Here is a 17,262-nt window from a genome sequence, read left to right as displayed (position 1 = left end):
CCCGGCCCCCGTCGAGAGTTTTCCACGTCACCCTATGTCCTGGCGGCGTGGTGCACCTCACCTGGAGAAGGCCACGTTACGGAGAGAGGATCCCAGCATGACTGAACGTGAGACGGTCGACATGTGGTTCGACCCGGTGTGTCCCTGGGCCTGGATGACGTCACGCTGGCTGCTCGAGGTCGAAAAGGTGCGTCCGCTGGACATCACTTTTCATGTGATGAGCCTGTCGGTGCTGAACGACGGACGCGACCTGCCGGCCGACTACCGGGCGATGATGGACACCTCATGGGGCCCGGTACGGGTGTGCGTCGCCGCCGCCGAGACGGCCGGCCCGCAGGTGCTGCGGGACCTCTACACCGCCCTGGGCACCCGGATCCACCTGCACAAGTACCAGCGCGGCGAGAAGCTGTACGCCGAGGCTCTCTCTGACGTCGGCCTGAACCCGGTGCTGGCCGCCGAGGCCGACAGCGACCGGTGGGACGAGAAGCTACGGGCGAGCCACGACGAGGGCATGAAGCCGGTCGGGATGGACGTCGGCACCCCGGTGATCCACGCGCCCGGCCCGGACGGCGACAAGGTGGCCATCTTCGGCCCGGTGGTCACCCCGGCGCCGAAGGGGGAGGCCGCCGGCAAGCTCTGGGACGGAGTCCTGTTGTGCATGAGCACGCCTGGGTTCTTCGAGCTCAAACGCACCCGGGACCTCGGTCCGATCTTTGATTGAAAACACACCTCAGGGTTGATCGCGTCGTTGGATGGAGTGAACGACACGAGAGACCCGGAGGGTTGCTGTGAGTGCCAGCGACAGCGTCGCCACCTCGACGATCGCGGTGCACCGGGGTACGTGGACCGATCCGGACGTGGCGGCGATGGTGGCGCCGCCGGTGACGGTCGTCGCCCTCCCGATCGACCGGACGATGGACAACTGGCGGCGAGCACAGTTGCAACGGTCACGCGGCAACATGCCGGTGGGACGGCACCGTCGGCCCGCCCGGTAGCCTGCGCGCATGACGGTCGCCCACCCGATCAGCCGGGCCTGGATCTCCGCCGCGCAGACTGGCGCGCAGAACTACGACGAATTCGCCGACGACTCCGAGATCACCGCGATCATCGCGGCGAACCCCGCGAGCAGCCTGGCCATCGAGATGCCACATCTCGCGCCCGGCTCGCTCGGCCAGACCTTCACCGACGCGCTGCCCGGCGCGGCCGCCCGGCTCTCGGCTCAGCAGGAGCGCGGCGACTACACGGCGGCCGAGCAGGTGGCGGTGCTCTACCGGATCACCGCGCCGGGGGAACAGCCCGCGGTCGGCCTGTGGACGATGGTCGACACCGACCAGATCTCCACCAGTGCCGACGAGCCCGGCCTGGTCATCCGCAACGAGGACGTGTTCCTGGCCAAGGTCCGCGAGCGTGTCGCGCTGGCCGGCACCGTTCAGACCCTGCTGTCGCCGGTGCTGCTGCTGCAGACCGGGCGCGGCGACGAGCTGCACGCGGCGCTGCTGGCCGCCACCGAGTCGGCCGGCGAGCCGGACGCCACCGACACCGACCAGTCCGGGCGTACCCATCAGATCTGGACCTTGCCCCCGGGCCCGCGGCAGGACGAACTGCTGGCGCTGGCCGGCGGTGGCGAGCTGGTCGTGGCCGACGGCAACCACCGCAGCCTGGCCGCGCAGACCGGCGGGCTGCCGCGTTTCCTGGCCGTGGTCACCACGCCCGCGTCGGTCGCCATCCAGCCCTACAACCGGTTGATCAGCGAGTTGCCGGTGCCGCCGGGCGAGCTGGTCGAGCGGCTCACCGCGGCCGGCGCGACGGTCACCGACCTGCCGCGGCCGGCGGAGATCCCGGCCAAGGGCACGATCGAGCTGTACGTGGACGGCCGCACCTACAGCGTCCAGCTGCCGGCCGACCCCAACGCACCGGCTGTGGAAAACCTGGACCACGCCCGGGTCGAGCGGGTGCTGCTGGGCCGGGTGCTCGGGCTCGACCCGGGTGACAAGCGGGTCAGCTACGTCGGCGGCGACTACTCGGCCGAGTGGCTGCGCGCCGAGGTCGACGCGGCCCGTTCCGAGCTGGCCGTGCTGATCGCCCCGGTGACCGTCGACGACTTCGTCACGGTCAACCTCCAGCGGCAGAAACTGCCCCGCAAGAGCACCTGGTTCACGCCCAAGGCGCGCGGCGGCCTGGTCCTGGCCCAACTGGGCTGATGCTGCACCCACAGGTTTCGGCGGCGGCCGCACTCCGGATGCGGCCGTCCGCCGAGGTGCTGGCGGCTGACCCGCTGACCCAGGTGCGGTTCGTCCGCGAGGCGATGGAGGCGGCCAACGAGGCCGAGTGCGGTCCGGCGTTTCCGCTGCCGGTGGTGGCCGACTTCGAGGCCTCCGGTGTGCCCTGCCGGCTCTACGCCACCGGGGCCGGCCTGCCGGTGGTGGTGTACGTGCACGGCGGCGGCTGGGCGTACGGCAGCATCGAGACCTTCGACCGGTTCTGCCGCCGGATCGCCCATCGGTCGGGATGCGCCGTGGTCTCGGTCGGCTACCGGCTGACCCCCGAGCATCCGTTCCCGGCCGCCCACTCCGACGTCGAGGCCGTCCTCGCGTACCTCCGGAAAGAGGGTGCGGACCTCGGCCTGGACCCGTCCCGGATCGCGATCGCGGGCGACAGCGCGGGCGGCCAGATCGCCACCGTCGTGGCCCGCCGCCAGCGCGACGCCGCGACGCCACTGGACCACCAGGTGCTGATCTACCCGGCGCTCGACCCGCTGTGCGCCTCCGAGTCCTACGCCGAGCTGGGCGAGTACGGCCTGGACAAGGCCTCGATGCAGCTGGCCTGGTCGGCCTACGTGCCCGATCCGGCGCTGCGGTTCACCCCCGACGTGGCTCCGCTGGCCACCCCCGACCTGTCCGGGATGCCACCCACGCTGATCATCACGGCCGAGTACGACGTGCTGCGCGACGAGGGTGCCGACTACGCCGACGCGCTGGTCACCGCCGGCGTCCCGGTGGTGCACACCTGCTACGCCCAGATGAACCACGGCTTCGCCCGCAAGCTGGCCGTCATCGATGCCGCCCGCGCCGCCGCCGATCAGATCGCGGCGGTCCTGCGCAGCGCCCTGACCTTCTGAAAGGATCGTGTCCATGCGCGTGTACATCGGCTCCGACCACGCCGGCTTCGAGCTCAAGAACTACCTGGTCGAGCACCTGAGCAAGCAGGGACACGACGTCACCGACATCGGCCCCGAGGCGTACGACCCGGAGGACGACTACCCGGCCTTCTGCTTCCACACCGCGGCGCGGACCGTCGCCGACCCGGGCAGCCTGGGTGTCGTCATCGGCGGCTCCGGCAACGGCGAGCAGATCGCCGCCAACAAGGTCGCCGGGGTCCGCTCGGCCCTGGTCTGGAAGGTCGAGATCGCCGAGCTGGGCCGCCAGCACAACGACGCGAACGTCTGCGCGATCGGCGCCCGCCAGCACACCCCGGAGGAAGCCGCCTCGTTCGTGGACGCGTTCCTGGCCACGCCGTTCTCCGGCGACGAGCGCCACCAGCGCCGGATCGACCAGCTGGCCGAGTACGAGCGCACCCGTGCCCTGCCGCCGATCCCGGCCGGCTAGCGGTTGCGGGGCAGTTCCTCGCGGGGCGTCCAGTTCCGGCGAACGACGGGCAGCTTCGCGGCCTCGGCGTAATGCTCGTCGGTGGGGCGGGCGGCGTCCCGCGCGCGCATCGCGGCACCCACGCTGACCTGCGACGACCCCGAGCCGACGAGACCCCGCAGCCCGCGCTCGGCGTCCTCGCCGGCCCGTTTCGGCCGTTCGGCCACCGGCTCGGCCGGCTGCTCCTCCACCGGCTCCGGGGTGTGTGACGTGCGTACCCTCCGTCGGCGACGCTCGGGCTCAGTCATCCCCAAACCTTAGAAGATCTGCAGCGGTTGGGGCATCCGGTGCCAGGCGAAGGCCCGCGACGCCCGGTTGACCGCGCCCGGGGTCAGCTCGCGTACCCGCCCGGCCGCCGCCAGCGCGGCGAGCGTGGTCCCGCCCAGGTAGACCGCGCCCAGCTCGGTGATCGTGCAGGCCAGGTCGGCCGGGCCGGTGGCCGGCTCGCAGGCGCCGCCGGTCACCCGCCAGCGGCCGGTGTTGCCCGGCAGCAGCGGGTCGGTGACGTCCAGCACCACGTCGACGTCGGTGGCGTACCGGCGGGCGGTCAGCGCGGCCGGCAGGTCGGTGATCCGGACCCAGTGCCCGTCCTGGACCCGGGCGCCGAGCTGCCGGGGCTCGTCGACCAGGTGCTGGATCGGGTCGTCGAGGGGCAGGCAGGTGGCGTGCAACGAGCGGGTCAGGTCGAGGGTCAGCAGGAAGCGCCAGAGGGTGGCGTACGTCTCGGGGTCGGCCGCGACCACCTCGCTCACGCTCACCTTCGAGGTCGGCCCGTTCGCGTCCCAGCCGTCGTTGGTCCGCCACGTCGCATAGCCGGTGAGGCCGTCCGGGCCCTCGTGCACCACGCCGTGCCGCTCGGTGCCACCCTGCCGCCGGGAGGCGTAGTCGGCCAGCACGAACCGCCACCATCGGTCGTCGCGGGACGACCAGCCGACCCGGTCGGCCCGCAACTGCTCGTAGACCTTGGCGAAGTCGCCGGTGGCCTGGGCCGGCTCGACCAGCCGGAGCCGGCCGGCGGGCGTTCCGGGCACGCTCAGCTCGCGGGTGTTGGTGTGCAGCGAGAGGCGCTGGGCGGCCAGGCCGTACCCGTACCGCGGATAGATCCGGCCCTCGCTGGCCCACAGCACCGCGATCGGCTCGCGCCCGGCCTCGGCGATCTCGGCCAGCTGCCGCCGCATCATCCGGCTCAGGACGCCCCGCCGCCGGTGCGTGGGTGCGACACCCACCAGGGTGACGTGGGCGGCCGGGAGGATGGCGCCGGGCACGGTCAGTTCACGGGTGTACGCGGCCGCGTGCCCGACGATGACCGGGCCGTCGGTGGCGACCAGGCCGCGCTCGGGCTCGTAGACCGACCCCTCGACCCGTCGCACCTCCTCGTCGTCCGGATCGTGGAAGACCAGGTTGAGCAGGCTGTGGATCTCGTCCCAGTCGTCCGCTGTGGCGGCGCGTACGGCGACGTCATCTCCCGTGGTCATGCCGTTCTGTGTAACGGACCGGGCACGCCGAGGCCAACGATTTGCGCCCTCGTTACTCTCGAAGGCGGGCGGTGTCAGGTTTGCCGCATCGGAATCGTCCGGGAGGAGCACAATGCCGGAGCAACCGCAGTGGCCGGAGCGGACGCTCGACATGCCGCCACAGGACCCGTGGGCCGACCAGCCCACCGCGCAGGCCGTCCCGCCGGGTGCGGCGGTCCCACCCGATCCGAGCCCGTTCTCCCGGGGCCGCGCGTCGGTGACCCCCCGCACGGCCCAGTTCCAGGCCGAGCACGAGCCCACCGGCGTCGGCTGGCCCGGTGCCGGCGCGCCGGCAGCGCAGCACCGCGAGTTCTCCTGGCGTGAGCTGCGCCGGGGCGGCGAGTGGACGACGGCCGGCCTGCTCTTCGCGTTCGTCTGCTGGGGCATCTGGGTCATCTCGACCAGTGGCGACCTGACCACCGCGGTGATCGTCTTCGTGAGCAGCCTGCTGGTCGCGGCCGGCCTGTTCGCGTTGTGCCGGCTGGTCGGCCGTCAGGTGCTGGAGAAGCAGTTCGGCCGGGTCCGCCGCAGCGCCAAGGCCTCGCATGTGGTCACCGCGATCTTCCTGGTCGGCGTGGGTGTCGCGCACCTGCGGCAGACCGGCTGGGTCGTCGACGCGTGGAACTGGGTCATAGGGTTGTTTTAACCTTCCACCAACGCGCGACCAGGATCGGCGGTATCCGCGCCGCGCGGATACCGCCGAGGCCTACCACTGGTGGCTTACTCGTTGAAGCCCCGGCCGGTCTCGACCAGCGACTTGAGATCACTGAGCACCCACGCCCAGCCACCACCGGCGCCCTCCTCGTCACTCCCCGCAACCATGGCGAAGGTGGCCGGCGACTCCGGCAGCTCGTGGATCACGGTCAGCTTGCAGGTGCCCGGCTGGGACTTCGACTCGGTGATCTCGTAGGTCAGGGTCGAGTACGCCTCGGCCGCCGTGCCCGGGTCCATCTGCAGCTTCCAGGTCTGCTTGAGCAGGCGCGGCGGGTCGGCCTCGATCACCTCACCGTCGGCGATCACCTCGGGCATCTCGAAGCCGTGCTGCGTCGCGTACGCCTTCATGCCGTCGTTGGCGTACTGCCGGAACCGCCCGCCCGCCTCGAGCTCGTAGGTCGCGACGGCCGAGTACCCGTACCGTCCGTTCCACTCTGGGTCGGCGATGGCCGCCCAGATCCGTTCCGGAGTCGCCTTGATCCAGATGCGGTGCACCTGCGTCGTCGTGGTGGTCATTCCTCGTCCTCCAGCGCGTTCTTGAGATCGACCAGGGCCGTGACCTGGCGTTCGGTGTATTTGTCGATCCACCGGTCGTGGATCAGGCGGATCGGCACGGTGTTGAGGAAGTGCAATTTCTCCCGGCCCGAGCGGCGCGTCACGACCAGACCCGCGTCCTGAAGGACCCTCAGGTGTTTCGCCACGCCGAAGCGCGTCATCTCCAGCTCGGACTCGAGTTCCGTCAGCGTGCGGCCGTCGCGCTGAAACAGAAGATCGAGCAGAAACCGACGGCTCGGATCGGCCAGTGCCTTGAACACCCGGTCGTCATCCGTCATGACGCAAAGTTATGAGACCAAACAGTCACATGTCAAGGCGGTCGAGGCGTACGTTATGTAGTCAATTGATTACGGTAAATCACGCAACCCTCCGGCACCCGGCGTTGCAACCCGCACGGCCGACCGTCATCTCATGAGCCCAAGCGTGATCTCCACCTACCGCACCCCGGCCCTGGCCGCCCTGGCCTCGGCCCGCGCCCTCGTGCCGCCCCGCAAGCCGGACTCCCAGTAGTCGTAGGCCTACCCACTGGGTGGGGTCTCCTATGGTTGTCTCATGGCTGAGCGGCCGTCGATCGGTGACCTCCGGGCGGCGGCACGCAGGGCGCGCGCAGCCGAGAGCGGATCCGATGTGGTCCGGCAGCTGCGTCCTCGCACGCTGGGTCTCATCCGTACGCGCGGTCCGATCTGGCTTCAGCTGCGGCGAGCCGATCGCGACGGCCGCCTGATCTGGCACGGCCCCGGCTCCTACGCGATGCTCAGGCGGCCCGCCGATCGTGCGGTCGAGGGCTCGGGGCGGCTGCTGCGCGTACTCGACCGGCACTGGAACCTGGCGATCATGGTCGGCGAGTTCCTGATCTTCCTGGTGGTGGCGTGCGTCCTCGTCGCGATCCGCCGGACGATCGGGCCCACCTGGACCTGGCTCGGGCTCGAACTCGTCGAACTCCTCCTGCTCCTCGCCGTCGTCGCCGATCAGGTGGTGGCACTGCTCGCGCTCGCCGGGCGGGGCCTGCGGGCGCTGGGCCGCCCACGACCGCGGGTCGATCAGGTGGCCGCCGAGCAGGCGCCGTTCGAGCAGTGGACGATGGCCCTCTGTCACCACATCGGCCGGCCCGAGCAGGGCCACGCCCTGCTCGCCGACGTCGCGCGCCGGCTAACCGCCCTCGGCGGCGCTGACGTGGCCCTGGCCTGCCCGCGCGACGGAATCACCACCCGGGACATGCGCGCCCGGGTGGCGGCCTGGGCCGACGACCTCGACACCGGCCGGCCCGACCCCGAACTCAGCCTGCGGGCACCCAGGCAATTGCCCGCGCGCAGTCACCGGGTCACCGAGACCGGCGCGTTCTTCTTCCTCTGGCTCGGGGGCGTCGCCGCGATGGCGTTCGCGATGGCGACGAGCGTGGCCGGCTGGGAGCGCGGTGCCTGCGCCAGCCCGTGCGCCGGTCGCCCGGTGACGTTCCCGGCGGCACTCGAATGGGTCGGCCACCGGCTGATCTGGCAGTACCCGGACGGGCTCACCGCCGAGACGTTCTGGTCCCGGAGCACGGGCCTGATAGCCGGTGTCTTTCTCCCGATGACGATCGCCATGGCCGTCGTGTGCCTGGTCTTCTACCTGCGCTATCGGCGCAAGCTGACCGGCGAGTACCGGCGGGCGATCGATGAGGCCCTGCGCCCGCGGCGACTCCTCCTGGTGGTCGCCACCCCGGTCGAGCGGGCCGCGGTGCTCGCCCAGGCCCGACGGCACGGTGACGCCGAGGCGGTGCTGGAGTTCTCCGAAGGCCACCCGGTCTACCGGCTCGGCCTCATCGGTGGCGTGGACGTGCTGCTCGCCCAGGTCGGTATGGGCATCACGAGCCCCGTGTCGGCCGCCTACAGCGTGCCGAGACTCATCGACGAGTGGCACCCGAGCCACGTCATCATGGTCGGCATCTGCTTCGGTCTGCACGAGGAACGCCAGCGCCTGGGCGACGTCATCGTGGGCCGCCAGCTCCGGGTGATCAACGTACGGGCGGGCGAGACCGAGGACCGGGACCGCGGCGACGTGGTCACCGCGGGTCACCAGTTGGTCGAGCGTTTCGCGGTCGCCGAACCGCCTCCCGGCGTGCGTGTCTGGCCCGGCGTGCTGCTTTCGTGGGACGTGCTGGTCGACTCGTCGGCGCTGCGCGAAGTGCTGAAGGCGCGCTACCCCGACGCCGAGGGCGGCGAGATGGAGGGCGCGGCGGTCTACGCGTCATCGGTCCGCGAGGGCGTCAGTTGGATCGTGGTAAAGGGCATCTGCGACTGGGCCCACAACAAGACCTCAAACGCCCAGGGCCTAGCCGCCACCAACGCCGCGACCCTGGTCCTGAACCTGGTAGCAGCCCGCGCCTTCGCCGCCCCAAAGGCAAGGCAAAACCCCTCGCAGACCACCCAACCCTGAGAACCTGCCCCCGCTGCCGTCCCGCCGGCCCGCCGCGCAAACCCAGCCGGCCACAAATCGTCGGGGCTCGGTCCGGCCTGGGACGGGTAGGTTCGGCGTCGTTCCCCAACAAATTTCCAACAAATCTGGTTCGGGAGCGGCGCCGCTTCGGGGCCTCCACCAGGATGTTCTTCTACGCCGGCATCCAGGGAGTGTTAGCGGCCATGGCCTCTCCACACGCCGCGACCAGGATCGGCGCGGTTGTTCCCGCCGCGTTTGCCGTGATCGGGGTCGTCATCGGCGCGATCGCCTGGTTTGCTGAAAAGATCTATGAGGATCGTTGTTTACGGCGAAAGGGTCTCTGGGTGACTATGCACGTCTGGAAGTCGAGAGTTTGGCGCAACCGGGCACACTATTCTTACCGCCTGGGCTGTCGCTGATGCCGGAGTCGCGTGTCGACGTGCGGATCCGGCTCGCCGATCTGGGTGCGGTCCGCTGGCCGGTCAGTCCGATGGTGGGCACCGGTGAGCTGGTCGCGGTGGCGTTGCCAATGCCGCGGCTGGCCTGGACGCGGACCGCAACCGTGGAACTGCCACTCGGTTCAGATGCGGCGGAGCGGATCGCCGCTGTCACGCGACTTCGTAAGGTGATCGAGTACGCGGTGATCCCGGCGATCCTGGCGCTGTTCGTGCTCGCGGCCGTGTTCATGGTTCTCGACTGGACGCGAGGCGTCGCGGGCGGTCGGACCGTGGCGGGTGTGCTGGGGCTTGTGGCCTTCGCGCTGGTTTTCCTTTCGCTCCTCCCGAGCGTGGTGGTGATCGCGTCGAAGTTACCGAGAGTCGTCGGTCGCGAGGTGTGGCTGCCGGCGGCGAACGAGAGCGTCGCCGGTGAAGCGGCGGCCCTCAATCCGCCGGGGATGATCAGGGTCGAACCGAACCGGTAGTGCCCCGCCGGCTCGCTCCGCGAGGAGCGAGCCGGCGGCCTCGTCCCCTCCTGACACCGCCGGGCTGAGCCTGCCCTTCAGCTCAGGGCCGGTCGAGGGCAGCGTCAACCGGATCAAATGCCTAAACGGCAGACTTCTTGGGAGCGGGGTCGCACTTGATGATCCATGGGCGGGTTAGCGCTGGCTGGCGTGTTCTGCGTCTGCCTTTGGGCGGGCGCACGAGCGGCTTGCCGGGGCTGGCGGCGGGATTGTTGGGCACGATGTTCGAGGCACGGTGGGTGGTAGTGACTCGCCTTGATGCGGAAGCCGAGTCGCCGACGAGCCTCTGAGCTGCGACTTCTCGGCGCAGGCGACGCGAAATCGAAGCCGTTACTCAGTTTGCTCTAGCTGAGGATGCCGATTGGCCAGCGAGGCGCCGGCTCGAGCGGCGTTCGTCGCTTGACCGAGCTGTCTAGCTGCTCGAACATGGAGCGGGCGACGAGAATCGAACTCGCGTAATCAGTTTGGAAGACTGAGGCTCTACCATTGAGCTACGCCCGCGTGGTGCTGTGACAGCGTACTGAATGCGGCTGCTCGAAGCGAACCGGATACCCCCTCAGCGGGTCGCGTGAGTCGCTCGGGCGACTCCGGAGCGCACCCGCTGACGCCGACCGCATACACTGGCCCCGCCACGGGGTGTGGCGCAGCTTGGTAGCGCACTCGCTTTGGGAGCGAGGGGCCGTGGGTTCAAATCCCGCCACCCCGACTGTCACACAGCCATTCGAAGTAACAAGGAGTACGCCTGTGAAGAGCACCGTCGAGACTCTGAGCCCGACCCGGGTGAAGCTCGCCATCGAGGTGCCGTTCGACGAGCTCAAGCCGAGCCTGCAGAAGGCCTACCGGGAGATCGGCGCGCAGGTGCAGATTCCGGGCTTCCGCAAGGGCAAGATCCCGGCGGCGGTGATCGACCAGCGGGTCGGCCGGAGCGCGGTCCTCAACGAGGCCGTGCAGGAGGCGATCCCGCAGCAGATCCTGGCCGCCGTCCGCGAGCACGAGGTCAAGACGCTGGGCCGGCCCGAGGTGGAGATCACCGAGTTCACCGACGGCGAGCCGCTGAAGTTCACCGCCGAGGTGGATGTCCGCCCCGAGATCACCATTCCCGACCTCTCCGGCATCTCGGTGACCGTGCCGGCCGTCGAGATCGGCGACAGCGAGATCGACGAGCAGGTCAACGGGCTGCGTGAGCGCTTCGCCACGCTGAAGACGGTGGACCGCCCGGCCGCCGAGGGCGACTACGTCCAGCTCGACCTCAGGGCGACCGTCGACGGCGAGGAGGTGCCGGGCGGCTCGGCCACCAACATCTCCCACGAGGTCGGCAGCAAGCAGCTGCTCCCGGGCCTCGACGAGGTGCTGGTCGGCCTGTCCGCCGACGCCGACGCGACCTTCACCACACAGCTGGTCGGCGGTGACTTCGCCGGCCGGGACGCCGAGGTCGAGGTCAAGGTGCGCAGCGTCAAGGACAAGCAGCTGCCCGAGATCGACGACGAGTTCGCCCAGCTCGCCAGCGAGTTCGACACGCTCGAGGAGCTGCGCGGCGACCTGCGCGAGCGGCTCGGCCGGGTGAAGAAGGTCGAGCAGATCTACGCCGCCCGTGACGAAGCCCTCAAGCAGCTCGTCGAGGCGGCCGAGATCCCGGCGCCCGAGGGCATCGTCAAGGACGAGGTCGACGGCCGTAAGCAGGCCATGACCGACCAGCTCGAGCGGATCGGCGCCACCCTGGAGGATTACCTCGCCTCCGAGGAGAAGACCGAGGAGCAGATCGACACCGAGCTGACCGAGGCGGCCACCGAGGGCGTCCGGATCCAGCTGTTGCTCGACACGGTCGCCGACGCCGAGGACATCCAGGTCTCCGACGACGAGTTCGGTCACGAGATCGTGCACCGCGCCCAGCGCGCTCAGATGTCCCCGCAGCAGTACTACGACCAGCTGGTCCAGTCGGGTAACGCGGCCGCGGTGTTCGGCGACGTGCGCCGGGGCAAGGCGCTGGCCTCGGTCCTGGAAAAGGTCACCATGCAGGACACCGAGGGCAACACGCTGACGCTGGACGACCTCCGCGAGGCCAACGAGGCCGAGCACGCGGGTCACGACCACGAGGGCCACGTCCACTGACCCCTGCGCTGACAGCGAACACCCGCCCGAGCGGGAAGCCGCCGGGCATCCGACCGGTTACGTTGGTCGTAAATCAGGACCACTTGCCGGCCGGATCGCTCGGCCGGCTCAGTCAGCGGTGAAGGGCTGCCATGACCGACCTGCACATCCCTGCGAGTCCCGTCCTGCGGGGCGGCGAACTCAGTGGCAACCTCGACGACTCGGTCTTCAACCGGCTGCTGCGTGAGCGCATCATCTTCCTCGGCAGCGAGGTGACCGACCAGGTCGCCAACCGCATCTGCGCGCAGCTCCTGCTGTTGTCCGCCGAGGACCCGGAGCGCGACATCCACCTCTGGATCAATTCACCGGGTGGCTCGGTCTACTCCGGCATGGCGATCTACGACACGATGCAGTTCATCGACAACGACGTTCAGACCGTGGCCATGGGCATGGCCGCCTCGATGGGGCAGTTGTTGCTCTGCGCGGGCACCGCGGGCAAGCGTTTCGCGCTGCCGCACGCGCGGATCATGATGCACCAGCCGTCGGGTGGTATGGGTGGTACGGCCGCCGACATCGCCATCCAGGCCGAGCAGATGCTTTACACCAAGCGCATGTTCCAGGAACGGGTGTCCTTCCACACCGGCCAGGACCAGGCGCAGATCGAGGCCGACTCCGACCGGGACCGCTGGTTCACGGCCGAGGAGGCCAAGAACTACGGCTTCATCGACAAGGTGATCACCGGGGCCACTCAGGTTCCCGAGGGCGCCGGGACGCTGAACTGAGGAGCAGAACGATGACCGACCTGACCATGCCTCCGGGGTTCGCGCCCGTCCACAACCGGTACGTCCTGCCCTCCTTCGTCGAGCGCACGTCGTACGGCGTGAAGGAGTCGAACCCGTACAACAAGATGTTCGAGGACCGGATCATCTTCCTCGGCGTGCAGGTGGACGACGCGTCGGCCAACGACGTGATGGCCCAGCTGTTGACGCTGGAGAGCACGGACCCGGACCGCGACATCACCATGTACATCAACTCGCCCGGTGGTTCGTTCACGGCCATGACGGCCATCTACGACACCATGCAGTACGTCCGTCCCGACATCATCACGGTGTGTCTGGGTCAGGCCGCCAGCGCGGCCGCGGTGCTGCTGGCCGCCGGTTCGCCGGGTAAGCGGATGGCGCTGCCGCACTCGCGGATCATCATCCACCAGCCGGCCACCGAGGGCGGCTACGGCCAGGGCTCGGACATCGAGATCCAGGCCCGCGAGATCCTGCGGATGCGTACCCAGCTGGAAGAGCTGCTGGCCAAGCACTCGGGCCAGACGGTTGAGAAGGTCCGCAAGGACATCGACCGCGACAAGATCATGACGGCCGATGAGACCAAGGAGTACGGTCTTGTCGACACCGTGCTCGTCAGCCGCAAAAAGAGCCTGCAGACCGTGGGCGCGGGTAGCTGACACCGTCCATCGGGGGCCGGACAGTCAAGAGCTAGACTGACCGGCCCCTGACACGCCCGTTTTGGGGGGTCGGAGAAGTGCCCAGCAGCGGGTAACGTCGAGCGTGCAACCTCAGCAACGCGGGTCCGCAGACGATGAGCTGTGCAAGGACGAAGCAAAATCGAGCGCAGGGAGTACGTAGGTGGCACGGATCGGCGACGGTGGCGACCTACTGAAGTGCTCCTTCTGTGGGAAGTCCCAGAAGCAGGTCAAGAAACTCATCGCGGGCCCTGGGGTCTACATCTGCGACGAGTGCATTGACCTCTGCAACGAGATCATCGAGGAAGAGCTGGCCGAGACCGGCGAGGTGAAGTGGGAAGAGCTTCCCAAGCCGATGGAGATCTGCCAGTTCCTCGACAACTACGTGGTTGGGCAGGAACAGGCCAAGAAGGCGCTCTCGGTCGCCGTCTACAACCACTACAAGCGGATTCAAGCCGAGTCGACCGGCGCTCCCGGAGCGGGCAGCGACGTCGAGGTGGCCAAGTCCAACATCATGCTCATCGGCCCCACCGGCTGCGGCAAGACACACCTGGCGCAGACGCTGGCCCGGATGCTCAACGTGCCGTTCGCGATTGCCGACGCCACCGCGCTGACCGAGGCCGGTTACGTCGGTGAGGATGTGGAAAACATCCTGCTCAAGCTCATCCAGGCCGCTGACTACGACGTGAAGCGGGCCGAGCAGGGCATCATCTACATCGACGAGGTCGACAAGATCGCCCGCAAGAGCGAGAACCCGTCGATCACCCGCGATGTTTCCGGTGAGGGCGTTCAGCAGGCACTTCTCAAGATCCTCGAGGGTACGGTGGCCAACGTCCCGCCGCAGGGTGGCCGGAAGCACCCGCACCAGGAGTTCATCCAGATCGACACCACCAACGTGCTGTTCATCGTCGGTGGCGCGTTCGCTGGACTGGACCGGATCATCGAGTCCCGCGTGGGCCAGGGCGGGGTCGGCTTCGGCGCGCACCTGCGCTCGATCTCCGAGCGGAACACCGACGACATCTTCAGCAAGGTCATGCCCGAGGACATGCTGAAGTTCGGCCTGATCCCCGAGTTCATCGGCCGGCTCCCAGTGATCACCACGGTGCGCAACCTCGACCGCGAGGCCCTCATCAAGATCCTGACGGAGCCCCGCAACGCGTACGTGAAGCAGTACCAGCGCCTCTTCGAACTCGACGGCGTCGAGTTGGAGTTCGACCAGGGCGCGCTCGAGGCCATCGCCGACCAGGCCATGCTCCGTGGCACCGGCGCCCGCGGTCTCCGCGCCATCATGGAAGAGGTCCTGCTCTCTGTGATGTACGAGGTCCCGAGCAACCCGGATGCCGCCCGCGTGGTCATCACCCGCGAGGTCGTCCTCGAAAACGTCAACCCGACCATCGTCCCGCGGGAGTTCGTGGGCCGTCGCGCCCGCCGCGAGCGCGAGGAGAAGTCGGCCTGACCCGCACCGTCGCGGGCGCCACCGTGACTCTCAAAAATGTGATCGCCCGCCTCGAGGCGGGCGATCGTCTTTCCGGCGACCCCTGGCTCGAGCTGGTGCCCGCGCCGGCCCCGGGCCACGCGGCCGTCCTGTCTCTGCCGGGCCATGTGGTGGTGGCGGCCGACGTCGGGCGCGGGTGGCTCGACTCCTGGATGCGCGGCGACTTCGCCGACCCGCTGCGCCCCGCCTTCCTCGACGCCTTGGAGGAGCAACTGCGCGGCGAGGCCGGCAACCTCGACGCACTGCTGATGGCCGGCCCGCTGCCCGGACCGCCGGAGATCGCGCTGGCGAGCGCCGATGACTCCATACATGACCGGGTGGCCCGGGCTCATCGATATCGCGCTGACGTACGCGCCTGGGCCTCCTCCGACGGCATCGTGATCTTGGGCCGGGGGGTGGCCGGGCGCTGGGAGACGGCGTTCGAGGTGGATCCCGCCGCCTGGGGGAGCGGTCACGGCCGTGCTCTGGCTCGTGCCGCCCGCCACCTCGTCCCGGACGGCCGCCCGGTGTGGGCTCAATGCTCGCCCGGGAACGCGTCGAGCCTCCGGGCGCTGCTGGCGGCTGGTTTCGTACCCATCGGATCTGAGCTCCTCATCTCGCCGCCGCGCGCTTTATAACCCGACCAGGGCTGCGGCGTGGCCCAGAGCGCGCCTGACGGCGTCCGGGAAACGACCCTGTATGACGCGTCTCCAGGCCGGCGCCAGCCACACTGTTGGACCACGCTTCGCTCTTGGCCGGGTTGTAAAACCCGCCTTAGTCTCGGGGTATGCGTGTTGCGGTGTGCCAGCTGAATGCCCGGGACGATCGTGAGCGAAATCTCTCCGAGGCTCGCGGCCTGCTGGAGCGGGCCGCGGCGGCGGGGGCCGAGCTGGCCGTGCTGCCCGAGTACGTCGACTATCTCGGCCGGGCCAAGGGGATGCCTCCGCCGGAAGGGGTCGACGGGGAATTCGCCCGGTTCTTCGCGGCGGCGGCCGGGGAGCTCGGAATCTGGGTGCATGCCGGCTCGTTCCACGAGACCGGCCCGGACGACGAGCACACCTACAACACGTCGCTGGTCTTTTCGCCGGCGGGTGAGCGAGTGGCGGTCTATCGCAAGATCCATCTGTACGACGTGGAGATCCCGGGTCGCGTCTCGTACCAGGAATCACGCACCGTGGCGGCCGGCGAGGACGTTGTGGTGGCGCCCGTGGCGGGCGTACCCCTAGGGCTCTCGATCTGTTATGACCTGCGGTTTCCCGAGCTGTACCGGCGCCTCGCGGACGGTGGTGCGCAGGTGGTCGTAGTCCCGGCGGCGTTCATGATGCATACCGGGCGTGACCATTGGGAGGTGCTGCTGCGGGCGCGGGCGATCGAGAACCAGTGTTACGTCGTGGCGGCCGGCCAGATCGGCGACCACGAACCGGACCGCACGTGTTTCGGGCGCAGCATGGTGATCGACCCGTGGGGGACGGTGATCGCTCAGGCGCCGGATGTCGTGGGCATCGTCACGGCCGATCTCGATCTGTCCCGGGTGGAGAAGATCCGAACCGAGGTGCCGAGCCTGGCCAACCGTCGCCTCTTCTAGATCCGGTTCCAGATCTGGGCAACCGGGTAGCTGGCCACTTTCAGATCTGGGCCCGGGCGGGCCGGCTAGTTCTAGATCGGGGCCTCCAGGTAGCTGACCACTTTCAGAGCTGGGCTACCGGGCATCTGGCCCGTTCTAGATCTGGGCTACCAGGTAGCTGACCACCGCGACGCCGACCAGGGCTCCGCCGACGAGCAGCATCGCGCCGCCCATGCGGGACGGGCCGCGGCGGACGAGCCGGGTGACGGCGACCACGACCGTAACCAGCACCATGAGCCCGATGACCAGCTGCCACACGGGCGAGAGCAGGCCAAACAGGACGTCGCCGGCTGGTGCGGAGGACTCGGTCATGCCTGCCACTCTGGCACGGCCGGGGGCCGATTTGCGTTTCGACGGACCCGTCGCGTAAGTTTCTCCCCGGCACACGGAGCCGGACGAAGAGGATTCTTCGGACAGCCACCGGGCCACCGCCAAAGACGCGCGCTATGCTCGTCGGAGGCACCGGGCGAGGCAGGGTGTGAAGCACGGGAAACCGGATTTGCGCCAGCGAGACCGACCGGCTAGAGTAGGAAAGCCGCAGGAGCCGGGCAGATGGATCGCTAAGCGATCATCGGCCGGTCTGACGGATAACCCGAACGACTTGACCATCTCAGATGGTGTGTGTCAGCGCGGGTTTGCCTGGGAGACCAGGAAATTGGAGCGGTTGCCCCAAGCGCGGATCTCTGTTTGAGGTTCGTTAGTTTGGTGTGTGGTTGTTCTTTGAGAACTCAACAGGGTGCTAGATAAGCCAGTGCCAATTATGGCGAGGTTTTGTTTTGCCTCGCGATTCCTTTGGCAA

General features: G+C 68.9%; 19 protein-coding genes and 2 tRNA genes. 15 read left to right on the top strand and 6 right to left on the bottom strand.

The features are described 5' to 3' along the window. Positions 1–97 precede the first annotated feature (97 nt). From ACGFIO_RS32550 to ACGFIO_RS32530, 5 genes are all read left to right on the top strand, one after another. Positions 98–721: a disulfide bond formation protein DsbA gene (locus tag ACGFIO_RS32550; RefSeq protein ID WP_392832090.1), complete on the top strand. Its 624-nt coding sequence runs from the start codon at positions 98–100 to the stop codon at positions 719–721. 67 nt (positions 722–788) lie between these two features. Then, positions 789–995, top strand: a complete 207-nt coding sequence (locus ACGFIO_RS32545; protein ID WP_392832088.1) for a hypothetical protein — start codon at positions 789–791, stop codon at positions 993–995. Between the two features lie 9 nt (positions 996–1,004). Further along, positions 1,005–2,201, top strand: coding sequence for a DUF1015 family protein (locus tag ACGFIO_RS32540; protein WP_392832086.1), 1,197 nt, complete (start codon positions 1,005–1,007; stop codon positions 2,199–2,201). Then, on the top strand, positions 2,201–3,118 hold the full coding sequence (locus tag ACGFIO_RS32535) for an alpha/beta hydrolase (RefSeq protein ID WP_392832085.1): 918 nt from the start codon (positions 2,201–2,203) through the stop codon (positions 3,116–3,118). Before ACGFIO_RS32540 ends, ACGFIO_RS32535 begins: the two co-directional genes overlap by 1 nt. A 13-nt stretch (positions 3,119–3,131) precedes the next feature. Continuing rightward, a complete protein-coding gene (locus tag ACGFIO_RS32530; protein ID WP_392832083.1) occupies positions 3,132–3,605 on the top strand; it encodes a ribose-5-phosphate isomerase in 474 nt (157 codons plus the stop codon). On the opposite strand, the gene ACGFIO_RS32525 is transcribed toward ACGFIO_RS32530, so the two are convergent. Both ACGFIO_RS32525 and ACGFIO_RS32520 read right to left on the bottom strand, forming a co-directional pair. Continuing rightward, positions 3,602–3,892 (bottom strand): hypothetical protein, encoded by a 291-nt coding sequence (locus ACGFIO_RS32525; RefSeq protein WP_392832082.1) that lies wholly within the window; start codon positions 3,890–3,892, stop codon positions 3,602–3,604. The genes ACGFIO_RS32530 and ACGFIO_RS32525 overlap by 4 nt on opposite strands. A gap of 9 nt (positions 3,893–3,901) precedes the next feature. Next, entirely contained in the window at positions 3,902–5,119 is a 1,218-nt protein-coding gene (locus ACGFIO_RS32520) for a GNAT family N-acetyltransferase (protein ID WP_392832080.1), read from the bottom strand. Between the two features lie 112 nt (positions 5,120–5,231). On the opposite strand from ACGFIO_RS32520, the gene ACGFIO_RS32515 reads away from it, so the two are divergent. Next, positions 5,232–5,804, top strand: coding sequence for a DNA-directed RNA polymerase II (locus tag ACGFIO_RS32515; protein WP_392832077.1), 573 nt, complete (start codon positions 5,232–5,234; stop codon positions 5,802–5,804). Positions 5,805–5,878: 74 nt separating this feature from the next. On the opposite strand, the gene ACGFIO_RS32510 is transcribed toward ACGFIO_RS32515, so the two are convergent. Further along, entirely contained in the window at positions 5,879–6,388 is a 510-nt protein-coding gene (locus ACGFIO_RS32510; protein ID WP_392832074.1) for an SRPBCC domain-containing protein, read from the bottom strand. Next, a complete protein-coding gene (locus ACGFIO_RS32505) occupies positions 6,385–6,705 on the bottom strand; it encodes an ArsR/SmtB family transcription factor (protein ID WP_392832071.1) in 321 nt (106 codons plus the stop codon). Before ACGFIO_RS32505 ends, ACGFIO_RS32510 begins: the two co-directional genes overlap by 4 nt. Positions 6,706–6,979: 274 nt before the next feature. Between ACGFIO_RS32505 and ACGFIO_RS32500 the strand changes: the two genes are divergently transcribed. Together ACGFIO_RS32500 and ACGFIO_RS32495 are read left to right on the top strand one after the other, a co-directional pair. Then, complete coding sequence (locus ACGFIO_RS32500; protein WP_392832068.1) at positions 6,980–8,842, top strand: hypothetical protein; 1,863 nt, start codon at positions 6,980–6,982, stop codon at positions 8,840–8,842. A gap of 439 nt (positions 8,843–9,281) precedes the next feature. Continuing rightward, positions 9,282–9,764 carry a hypothetical protein gene (locus tag ACGFIO_RS32495; RefSeq protein WP_392832065.1) on the top strand — a complete coding sequence of 161 codons (483 nt, stop codon included), beginning with the start codon at positions 9,282–9,284 and terminating at the stop codon, positions 9,762–9,764. 466 nt (positions 9,765–10,230) lie between these two features. Here the strand turns inward: ACGFIO_RS32495 and ACGFIO_RS32490 are convergent. Then, positions 10,231–10,304: transfer RNA gene (locus tag ACGFIO_RS32490), tRNA-Gly, on the bottom strand. 131 nt (positions 10,305–10,435) lie between these two features. On the opposite strand from ACGFIO_RS32490, the gene ACGFIO_RS32485 reads away from it, so the two are divergent. The 7 genes from ACGFIO_RS32485 (at position 10,436) to ACGFIO_RS32455 (ending at position 16,424) form a co-directional block, all read left to right on the top strand. Next, a tRNA-Pro gene (locus ACGFIO_RS32485) sits at positions 10,436–10,509 on the top strand. Positions 10,510–10,547: 38 nt separating this feature from the next. Next, positions 10,548–11,912, top strand: a complete 1,365-nt coding sequence (tig, locus tag ACGFIO_RS32480; RefSeq protein WP_392832063.1) for a trigger factor — start codon at positions 10,548–10,550, stop codon at positions 11,910–11,912. A gap of 131 nt (positions 11,913–12,043) precedes the next feature. After that, positions 12,044–12,673 (top strand): ATP-dependent Clp protease proteolytic subunit, encoded by a 630-nt coding sequence (locus ACGFIO_RS32475; RefSeq protein ID WP_392832061.1) that lies wholly within the window; start codon positions 12,044–12,046, stop codon positions 12,671–12,673. Positions 12,674–12,684: 11 nt separating this feature from the next. Continuing rightward, positions 12,685–13,347, top strand: coding sequence for an ATP-dependent Clp protease proteolytic subunit (locus ACGFIO_RS32470; protein WP_392832059.1), 663 nt, complete (start codon positions 12,685–12,687; stop codon positions 13,345–13,347). Between the two features lie 181 nt (positions 13,348–13,528). Then, complete coding sequence (gene clpX, locus ACGFIO_RS32465) at positions 13,529–14,821, top strand: ATP-dependent Clp protease ATP-binding subunit ClpX (protein WP_392832057.1); 1,293 nt, start codon at positions 13,529–13,531, stop codon at positions 14,819–14,821. 23 nt (positions 14,822–14,844) lie between these two features. Further along, the gene (locus ACGFIO_RS32460) at positions 14,845–15,477 is read left to right on the top strand and encodes a GNAT family N-acetyltransferase (protein ID WP_392832055.1); all 633 of its coding nucleotides are present in this window, start codon (positions 14,845–14,847) and stop codon (positions 15,475–15,477) included. A 149-nt stretch (positions 15,478–15,626) separates the two neighbouring features. After that, complete coding sequence (locus ACGFIO_RS32455; RefSeq protein ID WP_392832053.1) at positions 15,627–16,424, top strand: carbon-nitrogen hydrolase family protein; 798 nt, start codon at positions 15,627–15,629, stop codon at positions 16,422–16,424. A gap of 135 nt (positions 16,425–16,559) precedes the next feature. On the opposite strand, the gene ACGFIO_RS32450 is transcribed toward ACGFIO_RS32455, so the two are convergent. After that, a complete protein-coding gene (locus ACGFIO_RS32450) occupies positions 16,560–16,775 on the bottom strand; it encodes a hypothetical protein (protein ID WP_392832052.1) in 216 nt (71 codons plus the stop codon). Positions 16,776–17,262: the final 487 nt, after the last annotated feature.

Source organism: Actinoplanes sp. NPDC049265 (assembly GCF_043197135.1).
Lineage (GTDB): Bacteria > Actinomycetota > Actinomycetes > Mycobacteriales > Micromonosporaceae > Actinoplanes.
The sequence above is the reverse complement of the archived record's forward strand: the minus strand, read 5'-3'. Positions and strand labels throughout refer to the sequence as shown.